24 protein-coding genes are annotated in these 18950 nt (G+C 68.3%); 20 read left to right on the top strand and 4 right to left on the bottom strand.

Annotated features, from left to right (window positions below; translation table 11 throughout):
- Both Air01nite_RS38535 and Air01nite_RS38530 read left to right on the top strand, forming a co-directional pair.
- Nucleotides 1–484: hypothetical protein (locus Air01nite_RS38535; protein ID WP_203708358.1), on the top strand; the 484-nt coding region annotated here is incomplete at its 5' end.
- 403 nt (nucleotides 485–887) lie between these two features.
- The gene (locus Air01nite_RS38530) at nucleotides 888–1838 is read left to right on the top strand and encodes a hypothetical protein (RefSeq protein ID WP_203708357.1); all 951 of its coding nucleotides are present in this window, start codon (nucleotides 888–890) and stop codon (nucleotides 1836–1838) included.
- A gap of 47 nt (nucleotides 1839–1885) precedes the next feature.
- On the opposite strand, the gene Air01nite_RS38525 is transcribed toward Air01nite_RS38530, so the two are convergent.
- Nucleotides 1886–2344 (bottom strand): NUDIX hydrolase, encoded by a 459-nt coding sequence (locus Air01nite_RS38525; protein ID WP_203708356.1) that lies wholly within the window; start codon nucleotides 2342–2344, stop codon nucleotides 1886–1888.
- Between the two features lie 64 nt (nucleotides 2345–2408).
- Between Air01nite_RS38525 and Air01nite_RS38520 the strand changes: the two genes are divergently transcribed.
- The 17 genes from Air01nite_RS38520 (at nucleotide 2409) to Air01nite_RS38440 (ending at nucleotide 15328) form a co-directional block, all read left to right on the top strand.
- Nucleotides 2409–3170 carry a GntR family transcriptional regulator gene (locus Air01nite_RS38520; RefSeq protein ID WP_203708355.1) on the top strand — a complete coding sequence of 254 codons (762 nt, stop codon included), beginning with the start codon at nucleotides 2409–2411 and terminating at the stop codon, nucleotides 3168–3170.
- A gap of 110 nt (nucleotides 3171–3280) precedes the next feature.
- Nucleotides 3281–4132, top strand: a complete 852-nt coding sequence (locus tag Air01nite_RS38515; RefSeq protein ID WP_203708354.1) for a hypothetical protein — start codon at nucleotides 3281–3283, stop codon at nucleotides 4130–4132.
- Complete coding sequence (locus tag Air01nite_RS38510) at nucleotides 4129–4326, top strand: hypothetical protein (protein ID WP_203708353.1); 198 nt, start codon at nucleotides 4129–4131, stop codon at nucleotides 4324–4326. Before Air01nite_RS38515 ends, Air01nite_RS38510 begins: the two co-directional genes overlap by 4 nt.
- Nucleotides 4326–4790, top strand: a complete 465-nt coding sequence (locus Air01nite_RS38505; RefSeq protein ID WP_203708352.1) for a single-stranded DNA-binding protein — start codon at nucleotides 4326–4328, stop codon at nucleotides 4788–4790. The genes Air01nite_RS38510 and Air01nite_RS38505 overlap by 1 nt, the downstream gene beginning before the upstream one ends.
- Nucleotides 4791–4795: 5 nt before the next feature.
- Nucleotides 4796–5686, top strand: coding sequence for an FtsK/SpoIIIE domain-containing protein (locus tag Air01nite_RS38500; RefSeq protein ID WP_203708351.1), 891 nt, complete (start codon nucleotides 4796–4798; stop codon nucleotides 5684–5686).
- 27 nt (nucleotides 5687–5713) lie between these two features.
- Nucleotides 5714–6103: a hypothetical protein gene (locus Air01nite_RS38495; RefSeq protein WP_203708350.1), complete on the top strand. Its 390-nt coding sequence runs from the start codon at nucleotides 5714–5716 to the stop codon at nucleotides 6101–6103.
- 97 nt (nucleotides 6104–6200) lie between these two features.
- The gene (locus Air01nite_RS38490; protein WP_203708349.1) at nucleotides 6201–6848 is read left to right on the top strand and encodes a DUF6197 family protein; all 648 of its coding nucleotides are present in this window, start codon (nucleotides 6201–6203) and stop codon (nucleotides 6846–6848) included.
- The gene (locus tag Air01nite_RS41450; RefSeq protein ID WP_239091261.1) at nucleotides 6845–7531 is read left to right on the top strand and encodes a hypothetical protein; all 687 of its coding nucleotides are present in this window, start codon (nucleotides 6845–6847) and stop codon (nucleotides 7529–7531) included. The genes Air01nite_RS38490 and Air01nite_RS41450 overlap by 4 nt, the downstream gene beginning before the upstream one ends.
- Complete coding sequence (locus tag Air01nite_RS38480) at nucleotides 7524–8051, top strand: hypothetical protein (RefSeq protein ID WP_203708348.1); 528 nt, start codon at nucleotides 7524–7526, stop codon at nucleotides 8049–8051. Before Air01nite_RS41450 ends, Air01nite_RS38480 begins: the two co-directional genes overlap by 8 nt.
- A 373-nt stretch (nucleotides 8052–8424) precedes the next feature.
- The gene (locus tag Air01nite_RS38475) at nucleotides 8425–8622 is read left to right on the top strand and encodes a hypothetical protein (protein ID WP_203708347.1); all 198 of its coding nucleotides are present in this window, start codon (nucleotides 8425–8427) and stop codon (nucleotides 8620–8622) included.
- Nucleotides 8619–9665, top strand: coding sequence for a hypothetical protein (locus Air01nite_RS38470; protein ID WP_203708346.1), 1047 nt, complete (start codon nucleotides 8619–8621; stop codon nucleotides 9663–9665). The genes Air01nite_RS38475 and Air01nite_RS38470 overlap by 4 nt, the downstream gene beginning before the upstream one ends.
- Nucleotides 9662–11383, top strand: a complete 1722-nt coding sequence (locus Air01nite_RS38465; RefSeq protein ID WP_239091260.1) for a replication initiator — start codon at nucleotides 9662–9664, stop codon at nucleotides 11381–11383. Before Air01nite_RS38470 ends, Air01nite_RS38465 begins: the two co-directional genes overlap by 4 nt.
- Nucleotides 11384–11428: 45 nt before the next feature.
- A complete protein-coding gene (locus Air01nite_RS38460) occupies nucleotides 11429–11611 on the top strand; it encodes a helix-turn-helix domain-containing protein (protein ID WP_203708345.1) in 183 nt (60 codons plus the stop codon).
- Between the two features lie 2 nt (nucleotides 11612–11613).
- Complete coding sequence (locus Air01nite_RS38455; RefSeq protein ID WP_203708344.1) at nucleotides 11614–12846, top strand: tyrosine-type recombinase/integrase; 1233 nt, start codon at nucleotides 11614–11616, stop codon at nucleotides 12844–12846.
- Between the two features lie 109 nt (nucleotides 12847–12955).
- Nucleotides 12956–13339, top strand: a complete 384-nt coding sequence (locus tag Air01nite_RS38450) for a VOC family protein (protein WP_203708343.1) — start codon at nucleotides 12956–12958, stop codon at nucleotides 13337–13339.
- A 264-nt stretch (nucleotides 13340–13603) separates the two neighbouring features.
- Entirely contained in the window at nucleotides 13604–14320 is a 717-nt protein-coding gene (locus Air01nite_RS38445; RefSeq protein ID WP_203708342.1) for a hypothetical protein, read from the top strand.
- Between the two features lie 75 nt (nucleotides 14321–14395).
- A complete protein-coding gene (locus Air01nite_RS38440; protein WP_203708341.1) occupies nucleotides 14396–15328 on the top strand; it encodes a hypothetical protein in 933 nt (310 codons plus the stop codon).
- A gap of 84 nt (nucleotides 15329–15412) precedes the next feature.
- Here the strand turns inward: Air01nite_RS38440 and Air01nite_RS38435 are convergent, their stop codons facing one another.
- Nucleotides 15413–16207 carry an SDR family oxidoreductase gene (locus Air01nite_RS38435; RefSeq protein ID WP_203708340.1) on the bottom strand — a complete coding sequence of 265 codons (795 nt, stop codon included), beginning with the start codon at nucleotides 16205–16207 and terminating at the stop codon, nucleotides 15413–15415.
- Nucleotides 16208–16600: 393 nt separating this feature from the next.
- Here Air01nite_RS38435 and Air01nite_RS38430 point away from each other — a divergent pair, with 393 nt between their 5' ends.
- Complete coding sequence (locus tag Air01nite_RS38430; RefSeq protein WP_203708339.1) at nucleotides 16601–18166, top strand: tetratricopeptide repeat protein; 1566 nt, start codon at nucleotides 16601–16603, stop codon at nucleotides 18164–18166.
- Between the two features lie 21 nt (nucleotides 18167–18187).
- Here the strand turns inward: Air01nite_RS38430 and Air01nite_RS38425 are convergent, their stop codons facing one another.
- Nucleotides 18188–18619: a hypothetical protein gene (locus Air01nite_RS38425; RefSeq protein WP_203708338.1), complete on the bottom strand. Its 432-nt coding sequence runs from the start codon at nucleotides 18617–18619 to the stop codon at nucleotides 18188–18190.
- Nucleotides 18616–18858: a dihydrofolate reductase family protein gene (locus Air01nite_RS38420; protein ID WP_203708337.1), complete on the bottom strand. Its 243-nt coding sequence runs from the start codon at nucleotides 18856–18858 to the stop codon at nucleotides 18616–18618. Before Air01nite_RS38420 ends, Air01nite_RS38425 begins: the two co-directional genes overlap by 4 nt.
- Between the last annotated feature and the right edge of the window lie 92 nt (nucleotides 18859–18950).

Here is an 18950-nt window from a genome sequence, read left to right as displayed (position 1 = left end):
TGACGCGCTTATGGCGACCAAGGTCGCTGGTCTCCGCGACGCCTGGGAAAGTCCGCTGAATGACCTCGTCAAGGCGTCCGCGTGGGAGAGCCCGGCCGATTCGATCATTGGCGTTCGCGACCGCCTGGCCCGTGCCAGCAACTTCGACCTGTCGATGGTCGGTAGCGCCCCTGTAGGCCGAGCCCCCTCTCCGATTGAATCCCTCAGAGTTGCGGTGCCGGACTCGTCCGCAGCGGCCGACCTTGCCGAGCTGCCGATTCCTCTACGCAGAATCTTGGCCCAGTCCATCCGCGAGGCGATCGCCTTCGCGCTCCAGCCGCGGTCGAAGCTGGTTGGGCTATCGGCGGTGGTTGTGCTGGTGAACAGTTGGTGGTTCACCTTCCGCGCTCAATCTCCAATCGTGGCCGATGCGATCGAGCAGCCCTTCTGGTTCGCGCTCAATATCGTTTTCACTGTGCTGATCGCGGCCCAGGCCAAGCGCTAGGCGGCGTTGCCCCGTCACGTGGGCTTAGCGGGACATAGGCTCTAGACCCCTCGAAGGCTACTGGTCGGCTGGGCCTTCCTAGGCTCCACATGGCCAAGCGCTGCTCGGGGTCGGCGCCGGGAGCGAAGCGGCAAGGCGCCGTGCCCCGAGACTGCGCGAGCGGGCCGCCTGCGGCCCGCCTTGAAGACGTATAGAAAGTTCTCACAAGTGTTCGGGCCGGCCCGTGTCCGGCTCCGTGTCCGGCTCGGCCCGGCCGGGCGACAGTTCAGCCCCCCGCGGGCGCCCGGCCCGCCGACGAGTCCCGTCCCGGCTGATGCTTGACGGATTATCCGGCGACTCGGCGACCAATCCTGGCGCTCGCCGAGAGCCTTTCATATTTGCTGGGCCGCCGTAGAGTGCTCGCGTGGCAACGGAATCGACGGAGAAGGCCATAGACCTGCACACATTCCGGCACCGTTGGGTGGACCTGCTGGTCTTGCTCCCGGCCGTCGCGGCCGGGCTGGCCGGTGTCAGGATCTACATGCAGGCGGGCGGCGATGAATCCACCATGCGGTACCTGATCCAGACGCTGAATCTTCAGGCGATCCTGATCTCTACCTTCGTGCCGCTAATCATGATCGCCCTGCTCTTCGTCCTGGGCGCGCTACTTACATCCTATTTCCGCGCCCCCACCGTGGACCGCTTGAAGCGCTTGACGACCACAGGCCTGCCGCCGGGTGTTGGTCCATACCTCATGCTGTTTTTTGCGTGGGTATTCGTGGCGATGCCCCAACCGCTCTGGGTGGCTATTGTCTACTCGTCCATGGGTGGGCTCATGGCCCGTAGGGTCAAGAAGGAGCGCTTGAAGCCGGCTTCACCGGAAAAAGCGCATTTCGACGCACGTAGGTGGCTCCTGCCAATTGCAGTAGCAATTGCCACTCTGCTTGCTGCTGCCGGCGGAATGTGGCTGCCGGCGGAAACGGCACGAATCGGTACCGGGAATCCGAGCGTGATCTACGTCCTGGAGACCAAAGAAGATCACGTAACGCTGCTGAACAAGACGCGAGGGATAGTGCAGGTGGTCCCGATCGATGCAGTCCGAGAGCGGACGACATGCAACGAAGAGGCCGGCCAATCTGGTCCACGCTGGCTGTGGCGGCCGTTCCGGGACCTCATTCACGGCAGCCCTGTGGGACCCCCGCCGTGCCCGACGAGTGAGGACATTCCGGCTGTGCCACCTGTAAGCAACGCGCCACGGGAGAGCCAACCGGCATCGCCACAGCCGAGCGCGGCGAACAGCGTCCTGCCGAATCCGTCGCCATCGTGGATGACGCCAAGCCAGCCGTCACCTGGCGAATCTCCCAGCGGGCAGTGAGCCGACGCCGGGCGAAACGAAGGGTGTGGCCGATCGGTCCATGTTGGCTACCAGCTCGGCAGGCTTGCGAAGTCGCGCAAGAGGTCCACTCCGTTGTGCGAGCGGATCGCGGGAGTGTCGCTGGCCACCAAGGCGTCGTGCACCCGCACGGCGTATGCCTCGTCGCATCGGGTCGCCACCTGCTCGCGGCTCAGCCATTCGATACGAGCCGCTTCCTCTGTGGTCTCGGATGGAGAGTTGTCTAGGACCCGAGCGCGGAACACTAGTGCCACGATCGCGCGGGGCATGTTCTTGTAGACGCCGGTTAGCCGCTCCGGCTCGATCTCTAGCCCGGTCTCTTCTCGGACCTCGCGCCGTAGTCCGTCGAGGATGGACTCGGACAGTTCGAGCACGCCTCCGGGTGGCTCCCAGTGTCCGTTGTCGCGGCGCTGGGTCATCAGCACTTGGCCGGCGTCGTTGACGATGATCGCGGCAACACTGACGGAGTGCCGCGCGCTGGCTGTCATGGATTTACGCTCCTGCGGGTAGTGTACGAGTCCTAGTACTTGTGTATACCACTCGTGAGGCGCAATGACCGTGCAGATCGATCCTGCTAGCGACCGGGCCGTGTATCGGCAGATCGCCGACTACCTGCGGGGCGAGGTCGAACGCGGCGAGCGGGAGCCGGGGGCACAGCTTCCCTCGGAGAGTCAGCTCATGTCGGCGTACAACGTCAGTCGGGTCACGGCGCGGCGCGCGCTCGGCGTGCTTGTGACGGAGGGCCTGGTCGTAGCGGAGCATGGCCGCGGTTGGTTCGTTCGTCGGCGACCGCCGGTTAAGCGTCTCGGGTCGGACCGGTTCTCGCGGCGGGCCGAAGGGAAGGCTGCTTTCACGGTCGACATGGAGGCGAGCAATCGAAGGTTCCGGGTTGATGTGCTCGATGTTGGTCGCGGCCCGGCGCCGATCGAAGCGACCACTCGGCTTGGGCTCGACGCGGGCGCGGAGACGGTTGTTCGGCGGCGGCTGTACTTCGCTGAGGATCAGCCGATCGAGGTAGCTACCTCTTACATCCCGCTCGACGTCGCAGACGGCACGCCGATCGATCAGCCCAACCCGGGACCGGGCGGCATCTACGCCCGGATGGAAGACAAGGGCATGACCTTCGACCGGTACGAGGAGGAGATTTCCGCCCGCATGCCGACGCAGGAGGAAACGCGCCTCCTGCGTTTGCCTCCGGGATCGCCGGTCATGCACCTGGTACGCACTGCGATCGCGGACGGACGCCCGGTCGAGGTTTGCGACACGGTGATGGACGCGGCGGCATTCGTGCTCCACTATCGACTGCCCGCCTGACGCATCGATTCGCCGCTATCTGCGGTATCTGAAAGTCGCTCTGACCGCTCGCATCGTCTACTTAGACTCGTATACACAAGTTCACGAGTCCAAGTAGAGGAGGTGCGGCTATGGCAGGTGCGCGGCCGTTCGGCGAGCCGAGCACCATCGCGGTCGTTGACGCTCCGGTGTCGGCGGCGTATGCGCGGAAGGCTCGCGTTGCGTTCGTTGCAGTCACGTCGCTGGTGGCGACGCTGACCGGCGTGGTATCCGCGTTGTTCTGGCACCCGATGTACGCGGTGGCTGTCGGTCTGGCTGCCGGCCTGGTCTGTGGCTGCGTGGCGGCGGTGCTGGTATTCGTCTGGCCGGTGCTGCGGGTGCTGTGGCGTTGGTCGGTCGAGCTGACTGCGCTGATGGTGCTGGTGCTCGGTCCGGCGTTGCTGGCCCGGACGCTCGGCCCGTGGTACGCGCTGATGGTCGTGGCGGCGGTGGCGGTGACCGTGTTCGCGGTCCGTCCGGTCCGTCGCCGGTTGTCGGCGTGGTCGTGGTGTCTGGTGGTCAAGCACAGGTTGCGGGTCGTGTTCGCGGAGATTGTCCGTGGGGCGTCCCGGTCGCGGTCGGGTGCGTTGCCGCTGATCCTGTGGGCGCGGCCGACTCCGGCTGGTGCCCGGGTGTGGCTGTGGCTGCGGCCTGGTCTGGATCTGTCCGATCTGGAGGGCAAGGCCGGCCGGGTCGCTGTGGCGTGCTGGGCCGGCGAGGCACGCATCGTCCGCGCGTCGGAGCGGTTCGCGGCGCTGGTTCGGGTGGACCTGAGCCGTCGTAACCCGTTCATCGATCTGGTGCCGTCTCCGTTGGCGGCGCTGCTCGCGCACATCCGCGAGCCGAAGCCGTCGCTGTCGGCGGTGGCGGAACCGGTCGGCTTGGACCTGGCCGACGTTGACGAGCCGGTCACGGAAGCCCCGTCGCGGGGAGGCCGTCGGTGATCGACGTAACGGTGTTCCGCATCGACGTACCCCCGCAGGTCGTACCGGTCTCGGGGCACCCCGACAAGGCGGTGATCCGGGTCGGTCGCGAGCTGTCCATCTATGTCACGGCGGCTGATATCGACCGGCTGACGTGCGCACTCACCCAGGCGCGCGAGGTGCTGTCTCGCGCCGAATCGAAGGAGAACAGGTAATGGCAGCAGGAGACACCACGATCACGGTGATCGGGAACCTGACCGATGACCCGGAGTTGCGGTTCACCCCCTCGGGGGCGGCGGTGGCGAAGTTCCGGGTGGCGTCGACGCCTCGGTTCATGGACCGGGAGTCGGGTCAGTGGAAGGACGGCGAGCCGCTGTTCCTGACTTGTACGGCGTGGCGGGACATGGCCGAGCACGTGGCCGAGTCGCTGACCCGGGGTACGCGGGTGGTCGTCTACGGGCGGCTGCGGCTGTCTCGGTGGGAGGACAAGGAGACCGGTGAGAAGCGGTCGATGTTCCAGCTCGATGTGGACGAGATCGGCCCGTCGCTCAAGTTCGCGCAGGCGAAGGTCACCAAGATGTCCCGGTCCCGGGCCTCGGACGGGTTCACCCCGGATCAGGTTCCGGACGACCCGTTCAACACCGCCACCCCGGCGGCTGAGTCCCGGCCGGCGGCGTGATCGCCATGCCGACGCTCGTTGCCAATACCGGCCCGGGAAGCCAGCCGGTCACGCTTGGCCCGGTCCTGTCGATCTTCGACCCGGTGCATATTGGGATCGATGAGTTCGGGCAGCCGGTCCGGGTGCCGCTGATCTACCGGAACATGCTCATCGGCGGCGAGCCGGGCTCGGGCAAGTCGGCACTGCTCAACGCGATCGTCGCGCACGCGGCGTTGTCGTTGGACTGCAAGCTGATCCTGCTCGACGGCAAGCGGGTGGAGCTGGGTCAGTGGCGCCGCTGCGCTGAGGCTGGCGCGTTCGTAGGCCCGAACATGGACCAGGCGAGGAAGCTGCTGACCCGGCTGCAAACCATGATGGACAACCGCTACACGTTCCTTGAGGAATGCGAGCGGCGCAAGGTGATCCCGGGCGACGCGTTCACGCCGTACCTGGTCGCAATCGATGAGATCGCCTACTTCTCGGCCACGGTCGGCAAGAAGCAGGATCGCGAAGAGTTCGCGGCGCTCCTGCGTGATCTGGTCGCTCGTGGTCGTGCGGTCGGGATCATCGTGATCGCGGCGACGCAGCGACCGTCCTCGGACATCATCCCCACGAGTCTGCGGGATCTGTTCGCGTGGCGGTTCGCGGGCCGGTGCACCAGCCATTCCAGCTCGGACATCGTTCTGGGGCACGGCTGGGCACAGCAGGGCTGGACGGCCAACAGCATCAGCCCCACCAACCCCGGCGTCGGTCTGCTCATCGCCGAGGGCGGTACCCCGCAACTGGTCAAGTCCGCGTACCTGGATGACGCCACCTGCGCGGCGATCGCTCGGTACGCGGCCACTCTCCGCAACACCGTCAACCAGCAGGCAGCCACCACGCCAGCCGACCCGGCCGGCGGGGTCAGCGCTGCCTGACCACCTAATCCCAAGGGAGGGCCACTCATGGCCAAGCAACTGCCGGGACAGCAGCCGGCGGCAGTCCGGATCATCCACTACCTCGACCCGGCCACCGGCGGCGGCGAACTCACGTCGCTGACCGAGCGGGAGCTGATCGCCCGCCGCAAGCGGGATCAGATCGTCTACGTCCGCTGGCTCGAACGCCGCGCCGTGATCGCGGAGCGGGACCGTAAGGTCCGCCGGTTCTGGCTCGGCCTCGGGATCGTGTTCGGCCTCGGCGCCCTGGCCGTCATCGGCGGACTCGTGTGGTTCCTGTTCAACGCCACCGCCGCGCTCGGCCTCGGCCTGCTCGGCATCCCTCTCGCGATCCTCGCCCTCGGCGGGCTCGCGGTTGGTGGTCACAAGTGCGTGACCATCGTCCAGCACATGCACTGACCACGCCCGGACGGCCGGCCCCAACTGCCAAGAAGTCGCCGACCGTCCGGCCTGACAACCACCCGATTCCCCACAACACGGAAGGGAGGTAGCTGCGATGCAGCCTACCCAAATCCAGGCCGAATCAACCTCGGCCACCCCGTCCCCCCGCTGGGACGGTGCCCCGCGAACCGACGTCGACCTGATCGAGGTCACCCCGGCGATCACGCTGCGCGGTGCCGGGCTGTACCTGGTCCGGCATGGCTGGTGCCAGGGCGACATGTACGCCGACCCGGAAGCCGCGTTCCCGGCGGCGTGCGCCATCGGCGCGATCCGGATGGCGGTCTTCGGCACCCCGGCGATCACGGTCGACCCCGGCGGCGCGTACGCGTGCGCGTCGGCGGTCGGTGTCCTGGCCGATCACCTGGTGCGTCAGCTCGACGTGCCGGACCCGTCCGACGCGCTCACGTCCCGGCTCGGTATCGGGCTGGAGCAGATCGTGGCGGACTGGAACGACGACCCGGCCCGCAACGTGTCACACGTCATCGCTGCTCTGTACGCGGCTGCTGACGAGTGGGACCGCATGCACCGCCGCGCCGATCTCGGCGAGCCGGTCTGCTGCGGGATGCCGATGCGGCTACGCACCTACCCGGTGATGCCGGACAGCGAGCCGGTGAAGGTCTACTTCTGCGCTACGTGCCAGGAGTGGGCGTTGGCAGACGACACCACCCCGTGCGCCCTGGCGGCCTCGGACGGTGCCCGATGACCGACAACACCAGCAAGCCGCGGAGCACCCGCAAGAAGCGGGCGAAGCGGTTCGTGGAAGCGTCAGAGTTCGACGCGTTCGCGCGGCGGATCCTGCGGGCCTACGGCCGTCGGGTCGCTGCCGGCGATATCGAAGCCCTCACGTCCCTTGTGGACCTGGCGGCCGAGGTCGACGCGGTTACCCGGCTCGCGGTGGTAAGTCTGCGCAAGCCGCCGTACCGGTACTCGTGGGACGAGATCGGTAAGCGGCTCGGTGTCACCCGGCAGGCCGCGCAAGCCCGCTTCGGCGAGCGCACCGACCGGCCCGGCGCCATGGACGCACGCCTTGTCCAAGCCGGGCAGCTCGTCACCGTCGCCACCCTCGCGGAGGTGTTCGCGGACCACTACCCGGGCCGCCCGGCACGATCCGTGTGCCCCGGCTGCGGGTTCCGCTACACCGACGACATCACCGAATGCCCGTCCCTGGCCGTCGCCCGGCCGCTGCTGTACCGGCGGCGCGCCGAAGACCAGAAGGCCATCGGTCGGCTGACCGGTGACCAGCTCGACTACCTGATCGGCACCCGGTCGGCCCGCAAACAGGGCTCGACCGCACGCCGCACCTTCAACCCCAACCGTCCACCCGAGCAGGGAACACCGTCCCTGTTCCCGATCGTCGTTAACGGCGGGGGCGGTCGCCATGACTGACCGCCTCACCACCGCCGCGACCGTCGCCGGCTGCCCGGTGTGCGGATCGACGCGGCCGGACCTGATCGCCGCCGGAGCCTGCTACACGTGCGAGTTCTGGCAGGAACAGTTCGCCAACCCTGGCGGGCTGATCATCAGCGGGAACCACTACCGGATCTGCGCGGAGCCACCCGGCGAGAAACTGGCCGCTTTCCCGAAGGGGTACGGCTGCTACGGCGTCGGGTTCCTTATCCGCCGTCACGACGGCACGGAGATCGTCACCCACAACCTGTGGCACCAGGGCGAGATCCCGCCCGGCCTGGCACGCCCGGACAACGCCGTGTTCATCGCGGTCGGTGACCAGGTGCCCAAGCCGGAACCGTCACACCGGCACGCCGATCATCTCTTCCGCTACACCAACGTTTCCGACTACGCCTATCAATGCATCTTCGACGACTGCGGCAACTGGTACACCTCACCGCAGGAAGCCGCACAATCCGACGACCGCGTCACCGCGTATCTGCACGGCGGTGGTGCGTGATGGCGACCTCCGGAACCGTCTACCTTCTGCACTTCGACCGTCCGTACGGTCACGCCGGCCGCTACACCGGCTGGACTACCGACCTGCCCGCACGCCTGGCCGACCACGCATCCGGTCGTGGTGCCCGTCTGATGGCGGTCATCACCTCGGCCGGTATCGGCTTCACCCTCGCGCGGACCTGGCCTGGCACCCGCTCGCTGGAGCGGGCTCTTAAGCGGCAAGGCGGCGCGTCGCGTCGCTGTCCGCTGTGCGGCGTCACCCCTGCCCCTGCCACCGGTGCCGCAACTGCTGCGGCAACCAACCGGGCGGCCAGGGGATCGACCCCCTTCCGCCCGACACCCGAGCGTGACTCGTCTGACGGAAGGAAACCCCGATGAACTACCGCTACTTCGTCTCCTACATGTTCCGTGACTACAACGGCTTCGGCTACGGCAGTTGCGATATCAACCTCGCTCTGCCCATCCGCAACCGCGACGACATCGCCGTCGTCACGGACCTCCTGCGCAACAACAACATCGACAACCCGAACGTCATCGCCTTCTCCCGCTACGACGACGGGAACCCGCGATGACTTCCGACAACCAGCACGGTGAGCCCCGGCTCGCGTCGGTGGCGTCGTGGGCGGTGCTGGCGGCCTCGTTCGGCCTGTCCGCTACCACCTGGGTCGCCCTGGCCGAGCTGGCCGGCTTCACCGCAACCTTGTCCATCGCCGATCTCGTGTTGCGGCTGGCGTGGCTGATGCCCGTCGCGGTTGACGGCTATGTCGTCGTCGCGCTGGTGCTGTGGATGTCACCCGTCCCGCCACGCGTCGCGGCGTTTGCGAAGCGCAACACCTACGGTGCGGCCGGTATCGGGATCGCCGCTCAGTCGGCGTACCACCTGCTGCACACCGCATCCACCACCGACCAACTATGGCGCGTGGTCCTGGCCGCGATCGTCGGCGCGCTGCCGCCCGCTGTCGCTGCCCTGGCTGTGCACATGCGCGCCCTGATCCGCCGGGAAGGCAGCAAACCCGTCACCCCGGCACCGACCCCATCCGTACCGGCCGCACCGGACCGCAGCACCATCGCGGACCGGCCGGCCCCAACCCCAACCGTCACCACACCGGCACCGCCGGTCCGGCAGGCACCCGAACCGGTGCCCACTCCGGAACCGACCCCGGTCCCGGCAACGGTGGCGGACCGGCCGCAGGTTCCGACCCCGGCCGAGGTCGCCTCCCGGATCAACCCGACACCGACGACTGGCACGGCCACCCGGCCGGCGCCCGTTGACGAGCGGCGCACCGCGCCACCCCGACCCCACAAGAGCGCTCCGCGTACCCCGGCACCTGCGCTGGCACCGTCCGCCACTGACACTCGTGTCTCCGTGCCCGACGCTGCACAGCTCACCCTGCCGGTCGTATCCCCGGATCTGCTCAAGCGGGCCACCGAGGTAGCGCGCCAGTACCGCAACGACAACGGCACGCCGATCACCGCTGGCAAACTCGCCGTCGAGCTTCGGATCACATCCAAAGAAGCGGCCCAAGCCTTGGCGCACATGGACCTGCTCCCGGATAACCCGACCACACCGGTTCCGACTGTCAACGGCAACCGTCCCGCAAGGGCGGCCCGGTGACCGTCTCGACGCTGACCGTCGTACCCGAGACACACGTCTCGGGTACGGCCCCATGCGCCGAGCCGACCACGGTCCCATCCTGGTACGCCCGGTCCCCGGATGTGCGGCTACAAGCCATCGCCCGTGCCGCCCGCGACGACTACCCGGACTGGCTTGACCACGTCCGTGCGGCGGCGGCGTGCACGCGCCCGATCCGGCTCGCCGGGGACATCTACACCGTGGCGCGTACCCCGGACCGTGCTGTCGTTCTGGAGCACGTCCGGACGGCGGACATGCCCGACGGTGTCATCTACAAGCCGTGCGGGAACCGGTCCGAGTCGGTCTGCCCGTCCTGCTCCGCGCGGTACAAGCGCGACGCCTACCAGATCGTCCGCACCATGCTCGTCGGCGGCGACGGCGTTCCCGACACCGTCGCTCGGCATCCCGGCCTGTTCGCCACGTTCACCGCGCCGTCGTTCGGCACGGTCCACACCCGATGGGTCAAGAACCACACCCGGACCTGCCGGGGCCGGAAGCGCTGCGACTGTCGGCCCGAACCCTGCCACGCCCGCCGCGACCTGAGCGTCTGCCGGCACGGGAAGCGGCTGGTGTGCTTCGCCCGCCACGCCGACACCGACGCCGTGCTCGGTTCTCCGTTGTGCCCGGACTGCTACGACTACGCCGGGCAGGCCGTGTGGAACCTCGAGTCACCCGGCGAGCTGTGGCGCCGCACGAACATCACCATCAACCGCCACCTGGCGCGCACCGCTCGCTCACGCGGGATCGACCCGCGCCGGATCAAGCTCGTGTTCGGTAAAGCCGCCGAGATGCAGCGCCGCGCGGCCATCCACTTCCATGCCGTGATCCGCCTTGACGGGTTCGACCCGGACGACCCGGACGCGATCCTGCCCCCGCCGGACGGCCTGGACGCCGACGACCTCAAAGCCGCGGTACGCCATGCCGTCGCCGTGGTCGGCTACCGCACCGACCCGCACACCGCCAACCGCGACGGGTGGCCGATCGTCTGGGGTGAGCAGGTCGACACAAAGACCATCACCGTCACCGCCAACGGCGAGATCACCGCCGAACAGGTCGCCGCGTACGTCGCCAAATACGCCACCAAGAGCACCGAGGTCACCGGCCACGTCTCCGGCCGGCTCACCGCACAGACCGTCGACGCGTTCGCCGATCCGGACGGTACCCACACCGCCCGGCTCATCGACGCGTGCTGGACGCTCGGCCGTCCTCGCTGGCCGCTGCACGGACCGGTCTGCCCGCGCGTGTGCGCGCACCGAAGCTGCGCCGCGATCGCGGAACCCCCGGCCTGGCACCCGACCCTGTCCGGGCCGCTGTGCCCGCCCGGCTGCGCCCACCGAAGCTGCGCCGAGATCGCCGAGGCAACCCGGGACCCTTCCGCGCCGTGGCGGCGGCTACGCCGCTACGCCCACCGGTTCGGGTTCGGCGGCCACTTCCTGACCAAATCACGCCGACACCGGGTCACCTTCGCGCTCAAACGGCAGCAGCGGACGGCCTGGCGCCGGCGCACCCTCAACGCTGCCCGGCACCCGGCACCCGACCAGACCAGCGAGACGACCACCACGGTGGTCGTCAACCTGCTCCAAATGACCGGGATCGGCTGGCACACCACCGCAGACGCCATCCTCGCCAACACATCCGCAGCCCTCGCTAGAGAACATCAACAACTCGCCCGCACCGATCTGGCGGCCCTGGCCGCGTAAGGCGATTCACTGTCAAACCCGCCTTGACACCGGAAGGAGCACTCAGTGGCGGTCGCGGACGAACCACGATGGACGGCCGAAGATGTCGCTACGTACCTGCGAGTGCCGGTCGAGACGCTTTACACCTGGCGCAAGCGGCGCTACGGACCGAGGGCAGCTCGGGTGGGCCGGCACCTACGATACGACCCCGACGACGTGCGGGCGTGGCTCCGGGAGCAGGTGGCCTGAGCATGGGTCACATCGAGGACCGGTGGCACAAAACCATCAAACTGCCCGGCGGGAAAACCGAGCGGGTCCGGACCGCCCGCTACGGCACCGGGCAGCGTTACCGTGTCCGCTACGTCGCGCCGGACGGTCGGGAGCGGGCCAAGTCGTTCCCTGATCGGGCTAAGAAGCGTGCTGAGGACTTTCTGATCTCCGTCGAGTCCGACAAGCTGCGGGCCGCCTACATCGACCCGGACGCCGGGCGGATCACGTTCCGGGAGTATGCGGAGACGTGGCTGCGAACGCAGGACGTAGATGAGTCGACGCGGGAGAGTACGGAACTGCGGGTACGTAAGCACCTGCATCCGTTCTTCGGCGACCGCCAGCTCGCGGCCATCAAGCCCGGCCACGTCCGAGAGTGGGACAGAGGCATAGCGGGCAAGCTGGCAGTGGCTACCCGCAGCGTTATCTTCGCGCACCTTCGGGCGATCCTCGGCGCGGCGGTCGATGACGAACGGATCGCGAAGAACCCGTGCTCGGCACGTTCGGTCAAGCAACCGCGTGCGGTGGCTCGTCAGGTTGTGCCGTGGCAGCTCGGGCAGGTCACCGCGATCCGGGTCGGCGTGCCTGATCGGTACCGCGCCATGGTCGACTTGGGCGCGGGGTGTGGCATGCGTCAGGGGGAGATAATCGGCGTCGCCGAGGATGATGTCGACTTCGTTGACGGCTGGCTGTACGTGGTCCGGCAGGTCAAGCGCGTCCGCTCGCGCCTGGTCTTCGGGCTACCGAAGAACGACCTAGACCGCCGCGTGCCGCTGCCCGGCTACGTTGCCGACGTGCTGCGTCAGCACATCAAGGAGTACCCACCGGTAGCCGTAACGCTGCCCTGGGAGGACCCGGCGAGCGAGGATCGTCGGACGTATCGGCTCGTGTTCGTCACCGGCCGGCGGAACGCGGTCAACCGGAGCTGGTTCGACGCGAAGGTCTGGCACCCGGCCATCGAGGCGGCCAGCATCCCGCCGGGACGGGCGAGCGGCATGCACGCGCTCCGGCACTTCTACGCCTCGGCGCTGCTCGACGGCGGCGAGAGTATCAAGGCACTGGCCGCCTACCTCGGACACTCCGACCCTGGATTCACGCTGCGGGTCTATACCCACCTGATGCCGGCGAGCGAGGAACGCACCCGCCGCGCGATCGACCGCCTGTTTAGGCCCGATGCGAGCACAGACGGCCCAGCGACGGCCCAGACGGGGGAGTGACGTGAATACGTCCAGCTCAGCGCCTGTGCAGCGGCGAGAATCCGGCGTACAGGCCGACTCGCCCGTCACCCCTGACCGTCGCGCTGATGGGCGGTGGCAAGCTGACGCGATGGCTCGGATTCATGATGTTGTCGTGGACAGCCGGCATCCTGCCTCGTTGGCGCGGTTCTGGGCCGCGGTCCTGGACGGTTACGCCGTCGCGCCGTACGACGATGATGAGCTCGCGCGACTGCGCGCCAATGGGATCTTCGATCCCGAGGACGACCCGTCGGTGCTCGTGGAGGCCGCGCCCGGTGTCCGTCCGCGCTTCTTCTTCCAACTCGTGCCGGAGTCCAAGATCGTCAAGAATCGCCTTCATCTGGACCTGCTCGCCGAGGATCTGCCTCAGGAGGTGGGCCGGCTGGTCGGGCTCGGCGCGTCGGTCCTCAGCGAGCGTGCCGGATGGGCGGTGCTCGCCGATCCGGAGGGCAACGAGTTCTGCGTCCGGACCTGACGTGTCGTTATCCGCCTACCGAGGAACCGGGTCCATGGCGGCGCCGTCACATGTCGTATGACGCGACGAGTGTTCCCCGTCGTCTGCACCGCGTTCGCTGCCCTCACGTTGCTGGGTGCCTGTGCCCAGCCTGCCGGTCTCGGCGGAGGCGGTCACGCCGTCACCACCGAAGCGGTTGTCCCCAGCCCTTCCGGCTGGGACGCGTTCCCTGTCGACCGCGTGCCGCGCCCCATCGTCGTCGTGAGCGACGGCATGCTCGGGTTCGTGGCAGCCGATCGCGGCCAGGCCACCGGATTCCGCACTGCGGACGGCAAGCTCGCGCTGATGACCGGGCGGATCGAGCTGGCCGCACCGCTGCCCGAAACACCGGCGACCGTCGCCGTCGAGCCGCCCGGCGGCCCGTTCACCTTCCCAGCCCTGCGGGCGGACGAGGCGTTCGCGTACCTGCGTGCGCACGGCTCGCCCGCCAACGCACCGGGCGCGCGCCCCGCGCCCGTGCGCGTCACGAGCATCACGCTCGGCTCCGCGATCTTCAGCACCGACCGCGGCCCGCTGCGCCTGCCGGCGTGGCTCTTCGGTGCGCCTGACCTCACGGGAGAGCTGGCGTGGCCGGCCGTGGACAAGACCGCCTTCTGGCGGTACGGCGAGCCGAACGACGTCGCGACGATCTCACCCGCGCAGCTCTCGCGCGACGGCCGGCAGATCAGGTGGGCCGTGCCCGGCAACGGGACCTGCCCGAGCAATCCAGTGCGGCGCTACTGGGTCGAGGTCGTCGAGACCAGGACCACCGTCGCGGTCACGACCGTCAGCGAGATCGTGTCGACGCCCGGGCCGGAGGACCGCGAACAGCCCTGTGTGCTGATGGCCCAACCCGCGGAGCCGTACGACGTCGAACTCGCGGCCCCGCTCGGCAACCGCATCGTGATCGGCCACATCGACGATGCGCCCGCCCCGGACACTGAGGTCAGCCCAACGCCGTGAACTCGTCGTCGGCCACCCAACCTACCGATCTTTGATGATCTTCAAGCCGCAAGGCGCCGGTCGTACGATGACGGCGTGACGCGCACCCCTTTGCCTGCGTCGGTGGGTGGCCACTGGGTGGGCTTGGCCTGTGTGGCGAAGGGGCCGGCGCGGCCTGCGCTGCGCGTGGAGGTGACGGCCGGACGCCGGCTCATGCTGCGTCAAGCCGACCAGGTCGTCCTCTTGGGGGTGCAGCGGGCGAGGAATCAGGGCGTCTACTACGCGCGCACCGGCCGGTACCGCTCACCGTTGCCGCCGCTCACCGCCGACCATGCGCGGCGCATGCGGGAGACCAGCCTTGACGACGACGCGTGGGCCGCGCGCTGGACCCACAAGTACCTAGACCTGCTGCAGGTCGCCGACAACGGCCCGCTCCATGCCGGCGATTGGAATCTCGCGTGGGGCATGCCGAGCTGGACTGTCGCCGGCCACTGGCAGCGCCTGACCACCGTCGACCCCGACCACGGCCACATCACCTGGTTCGGCTGCGGCGACCCGGAGGACGACCAGCGCGACATTCTGCCGCTGCGGCCTCTGTCACCGGCCGGTGCCGCGCGGGTTCGGTCCTACCGCCGCCAGGCCCGCGAGGGAATCATGCCGCCGGCTTTGCTGTGGTGGGTGAGCGGGCTCAACACGTTGCTCGTGCTGGACGGGCACGACCGAATCGCCGCGGCGCTGGCCGAGTACACCCTGCCCGCGGTGGTCGTGCTCGCTCCGGCCGCCGGTCCGTCCACGGCTGTGCAAGGCCGCCTGGTTCGGGCCTACGAGGGACGCCGACAACAGTCGCGAACCAGCGACAAGACGCACATCGCCGCCATCACCCGCCGATTCGCCGGACAGCTCAACGACGCCATACGCAGCGAGGGCCGCACGCGCGCATGGCCCCTACCCGGCGGGACAGCCGACTGGGACCGACAGGCGACGCAGCTTGTTCCCACCTGGACAAGCAGACCAGCCGCGACCGTGTGACCGCAGACCGCGACATGTGGAGCCTGCGGACTCAACCTTGCCGCACCCTGCGTCCGGTTCGGTTGCGGCAGGTCCCAACGCCTCTCAGCGGTTGGTGACGTCGAGGACCCCGTCAGCGTCAGTGTGCGCGTGCAGGTAGTCGGCGAAGCTGACCGAGCCACGATCGTCGTCGGTGAGGAGCTGGCCGCCCAGGCCGAGCCCCGCGCCCAGCCTGCCCCACACGGGGATCTCGATGACTCGGCGGCGGCGCCGCGCGGCGGCCAGATAGGCGCGCATCAGGTCCGCCATGGACTCGACCTTCGGCCCGCCGAGCTCGCGAACCCGGCCAGCCGCAGGCCCCATGACCAGCTCCGCCATCCGCTCCGCGACATCCCCCGCGTCGACCGGTTGGAACTGTGCCTTCTGCGGCACCACCGCGGCCGGACCCTTGGCCAGACGCATCAGGAACGTCAGCATCAGATCGTGGAACTCGGTGGCACGCAGGATCGTCCACGGCAGCCCGGAGTCCTCGACGAGCCGCTCGGTGTCTAGTTTGGCCTGGAAGAACCCGAACCGAACCCGGTCCACGCCAACGATCGAGACATACACCAGGTGTGGCCGCGCTCCGCCGATCGCTTCGAGGAGCTGGCGAAGTTGGGTCACGTCCCGCTGCGGTCGCCGGTAGTCGGCCGCGGACGCGCAGTGGGCGATCGCGTCCACGTCCTCGACCGCGGCGGCCAGGCCCTCGCCCGTTTCGAGATCACCCTGGACGAAACCAGGTCCAGGAGGTGGCCGGCGGCTCAACACCCGCACCTCGGTCCGAGCCTGTAGCCGAGGCACCAGTTCGCGACCCAGCACGCCGGTACCGCCGGTGACGAGCACCCTTGTTGGACGTGTCATGGGTCTTATCCTCTCCGCCGGACCCACCACCTGTCGTCCTGCCGACGCGGACACTTCAGCCTGCCGCAGGCGCGGCATCCGACTGCCATGGATGCAGCAGGAATTGACCGTCATGATCCACTCGCCGTACTCGAATGGTGTCCTTCGGGATCAATCAGCGACGGTTTACGCCCGAACGGATTACGCATCTAAGATCACCTTAGTATTGTGTCCCGGTGCTAGCATGCCTATGTGGACATTCCCGTCATGTGTCCCCGTTGTGGGGTTACCACCAGGTCGGGGATCATGCTGTCGGAAGGGTCGCCGCAATCGTCGGTTGATATCAAGTGTCCGACGTGTCGGGCCGATATTCCCCAGGAGTCCTTGCGGCTCTCGTTCGTCATCCTCAACGAGATGAGAGAAGCGTCGATATCCCGGGCCGAGGTCGTCATTGTCGTGCCCGGTCTCAAAGAGCTCCTGGATTCGCGCGCCGACGCCGCCGAAGTGTCGCGCACCGTGAACGAGGCCGTGCCCAGGCTGCGGCGCGTCCGGAAACTGCTGCCCCAGGACCAGGCGACCGCCTATGCGTTCATCGCGCTGTTGATAGCGCTCTTCACCCTCGTCGAGAACATCCTGGCCGACCTGCCGGCGCTTTCGAAGATCTTTCCCGGCGCCCGTGATCCGTCGCCGCCACGCGAGGATTCGCCCGAAGTGCCGAGTCACCGCGATGCGCGGTCCAAACGGCGGACTTGGCGAGAACGTTACCCAGGGAAACCGGAAGACCCGGCGACCTGGCAACAGTGGGTCGAGCTGATGCCGGAACTGCTCGCGGCCGATCCCGCCGCGAGCACCGACAGCGGGTTGAGGTGGGTTTCGTGTGAAGCTGTCCGCTACTTCGATTTCTCGGATCAGTTGGAAGCCGGCGCGGAGCTCGCCCAACATTTGTCGGTCCGCTGGGCCGAAATTCTCCCCACAGATCAACTCACGCTCTTCATGGCTCACCTCGTCGCACACACCTACTCGAAGCAGGGCCGCTGGAACTTGAGCGCCAAGCTGCGCGAGCAGACGTTGACTCGACAACGACAGTTCCTCGGCGAGGACCACGGCGACACGCTGCTGTCGGCCAACAACCTGGGCCTCGACATGTCCAGGCTGCGGCGCTACGACGAGGCACACGACCTGCACGCGGACACCGTGGCGCGGCGTCGGCGGATCCTCGGCGACGATCACCCCGCCACGCTGTCGTCCGCCAACAGCCTCGGCGTCGACCTGCACATGCTGAAGAGGTACGACGAGGCTCGCGAACTGCACGAGGACACCCTCGAGCGGCGGCGCCGGGTGCTCGGCGACGATCACCCCGAGACGCTGTGGTCAGCCAACAACCTGGGCAACGACCTGCGCATGCTGCGCCGTTACTGGGAGGCCCGCGACCTGCACGAGGACACCCTCGCCAGGCAGCGGCGATCTCTCGGCGACGACCACGCCGACACGCTGTGGTTCGCCAACAGCCTCGGCCTCGATCTCTACATGCTGCGGCGCTATCCGGAGGCCCGGGCGCTGCACGAGGACACCCTCGCCCGGCGGCGGCGGATCCTCGGCGACGACCACCCCGACACGCTGTCCTCGGCCAACAACCTCGGCAACGACCTCTACATGCTGCAACGGTACGCACAGGCGCGGAGGCGGCACGAGGACACCTTGACCCGGCGGCGGCGGGTCCTCGGCGACGACGACCCCGACACCCTCGCGACGGCGTACAACCTCGGTCTGGTCCTCTACATGCAGCGCCGCTACCGGGAGGCGCGGGAACTGCAGGCGGACACCCTCGCCCGGCAGCGAGCGGGCCTCGGCGACGACCACCCCGACACGGGTGCGACCGCACGGCACCTGATGAAGATCCTGGAAGCCATCGAGGGCCGCCGCCTCTTCGACTCCGCCCTCGGCGGTCTGCGCCGGTGGCGACAGAGTGGCGCCGGCTAGTCACTGACCACAGTGGAGCATTTACAACCCGTACACGTGATGGCGCACCAGGTCGTCATGTTCGAGGATCGTGTCGACCAACCGCCAGAAATCGGCGATGCGCGGGTGGCTCAGTCCCTCCGCCCGGCTCAGCTTCCGGCCGAAGATCGGGCTGTCGGGCGAGGCGGACGCGCCATCGACGAGCGTCGCCGCGGGTGCCGGCGAGCCGGCGACCGGCCCGACCCGGCAACCGAACGTGACGTGGTCGTCGAAGCTTCCGGTGTTCCAACTGCCGAGGATGGCGTCGATCCACGCCTCGTGAACGCCGCCGTGGTGGTAACAGCTGGCGTAGTAGACCGCCACGGCCGTGTCCCCGTCGTAAACGTGCGCCCAGGTCCGGTCCGCCTGGTTGCCGCAGCAATCGCAGACGAAATCCCGTACGTGGCGGCTACTCTCGTCGATCTTGAGGTTCACGGCCCGAACACTACTGAGCAACCCACGTGCGTGGCCGCCCCGCCGACGGGCTCGCCCAGCGGCAGCAGTTCCGCCCGCACGCCGGCGAACAGCGGAGCACCGGCGCCCAGGAGCACCGGCATCAGGTGCAGGTGCACCTCGTCCAGCAGACCCGAACCGAGCATTTGCCGCGACACGTCCACGCCCAGCACCAGGACGTCCTTGTCGCCCGCGGCCTCCCGGGCCCGTCTGTGCGTCAAGATATGGTGCGCTGATGGCGTACGACGCCCGTTCGGAGAGCCAGCGACTGATCCGCGAAGGGCTGCCGGATCGGCCCGTTCGGCTGAGCCGA

The organism is Asanoa iriomotensis (assembly GCF_016862515.1).
Taxonomy (GTDB): Bacteria; Actinomycetota; Actinomycetes; order Mycobacteriales; family Micromonosporaceae; genus Asanoa; species Asanoa iriomotensis.
Note: the sequence above shows the minus strand (reverse complement) of the source record. Positions and strands in the feature narration are given on the sequence as shown.

Excerpts from the sequence above, each read along its gene's own strand:
- Air01nite_RS38455 (WP_203708344.1), top strand. The coding sequence starts at position 11,614 with ATGGGTCACATCGAGGACCGGTGGCACAAAACCATCAAACTGCCCGGC.
- Air01nite_RS38515 (WP_203708354.1), top strand. The coding sequence starts at position 3,281 with ATGGCAGGTGCGCGGCCGTTCGGCGAGCCGAGCACCATCGCGGTCGTT.
- Air01nite_RS38490 (WP_203708349.1), top strand. The coding sequence starts at position 6,201 with ATGCAGCCTACCCAAATCCAGGCCGAATCAACCTCGGCCACCCCGTCC.
- Air01nite_RS38450 (WP_203708343.1), top strand. The coding sequence starts at position 12,956 with ATGGCTCGGATTCATGATGTTGTCGTGGACAGCCGGCATCCTGCCTCG.
- Air01nite_RS38520 (WP_203708355.1), top strand. The coding sequence starts at position 2,409 with ATGACCGTGCAGATCGATCCTGCTAGCGACCGGGCCGTGTATCGGCAG.
- Air01nite_RS41450 (WP_239091261.1), top strand. The coding sequence starts at position 6,845 with ATGACCGACAACACCAGCAAGCCGCGGAGCACCCGCAAGAAGCGGGCG.
- Air01nite_RS38470 (WP_203708346.1), top strand. The coding sequence starts at position 8,619 with ATGACTTCCGACAACCAGCACGGTGAGCCCCGGCTCGCGTCGGTGGCG.
- Air01nite_RS38435 (WP_203708340.1), bottom strand. The coding sequence starts at position 16,207 with ATGACACGTCCAACAAGGGTGCTCGTCACCGGCGGTACCGGCGTGCTG.
- Air01nite_RS38495 (WP_203708350.1), top strand. The coding sequence starts at position 5,714 with ATGGCCAAGCAACTGCCGGGACAGCAGCCGGCGGCAGTCCGGATCATC.
- Air01nite_RS38430 (WP_203708339.1), top strand. The coding sequence starts at position 16,601 with ATGAGAGAAGCGTCGATATCCCGGGCCGAGGTCGTCATTGTCGTGCCC.
- Air01nite_RS38525 (WP_203708356.1), bottom strand. The coding sequence starts at position 2,344 with ATGACAGCCAGCGCGCGGCACTCCGTCAGTGTTGCCGCGATCATCGTC.
- Air01nite_RS38505 (WP_203708352.1), top strand. The coding sequence starts at position 4,326 with ATGGCAGCAGGAGACACCACGATCACGGTGATCGGGAACCTGACCGAT.
- Air01nite_RS38500 (WP_203708351.1), top strand. The coding sequence starts at position 4,796 with ATGCCGACGCTCGTTGCCAATACCGGCCCGGGAAGCCAGCCGGTCACG.
- Air01nite_RS38480 (WP_203708348.1), top strand. The coding sequence starts at position 7,524 with ATGACTGACCGCCTCACCACCGCCGCGACCGTCGCCGGCTGCCCGGTG.
- Air01nite_RS38475 (WP_203708347.1), top strand. The coding sequence starts at position 8,425 with ATGAACTACCGCTACTTCGTCTCCTACATGTTCCGTGACTACAACGGC.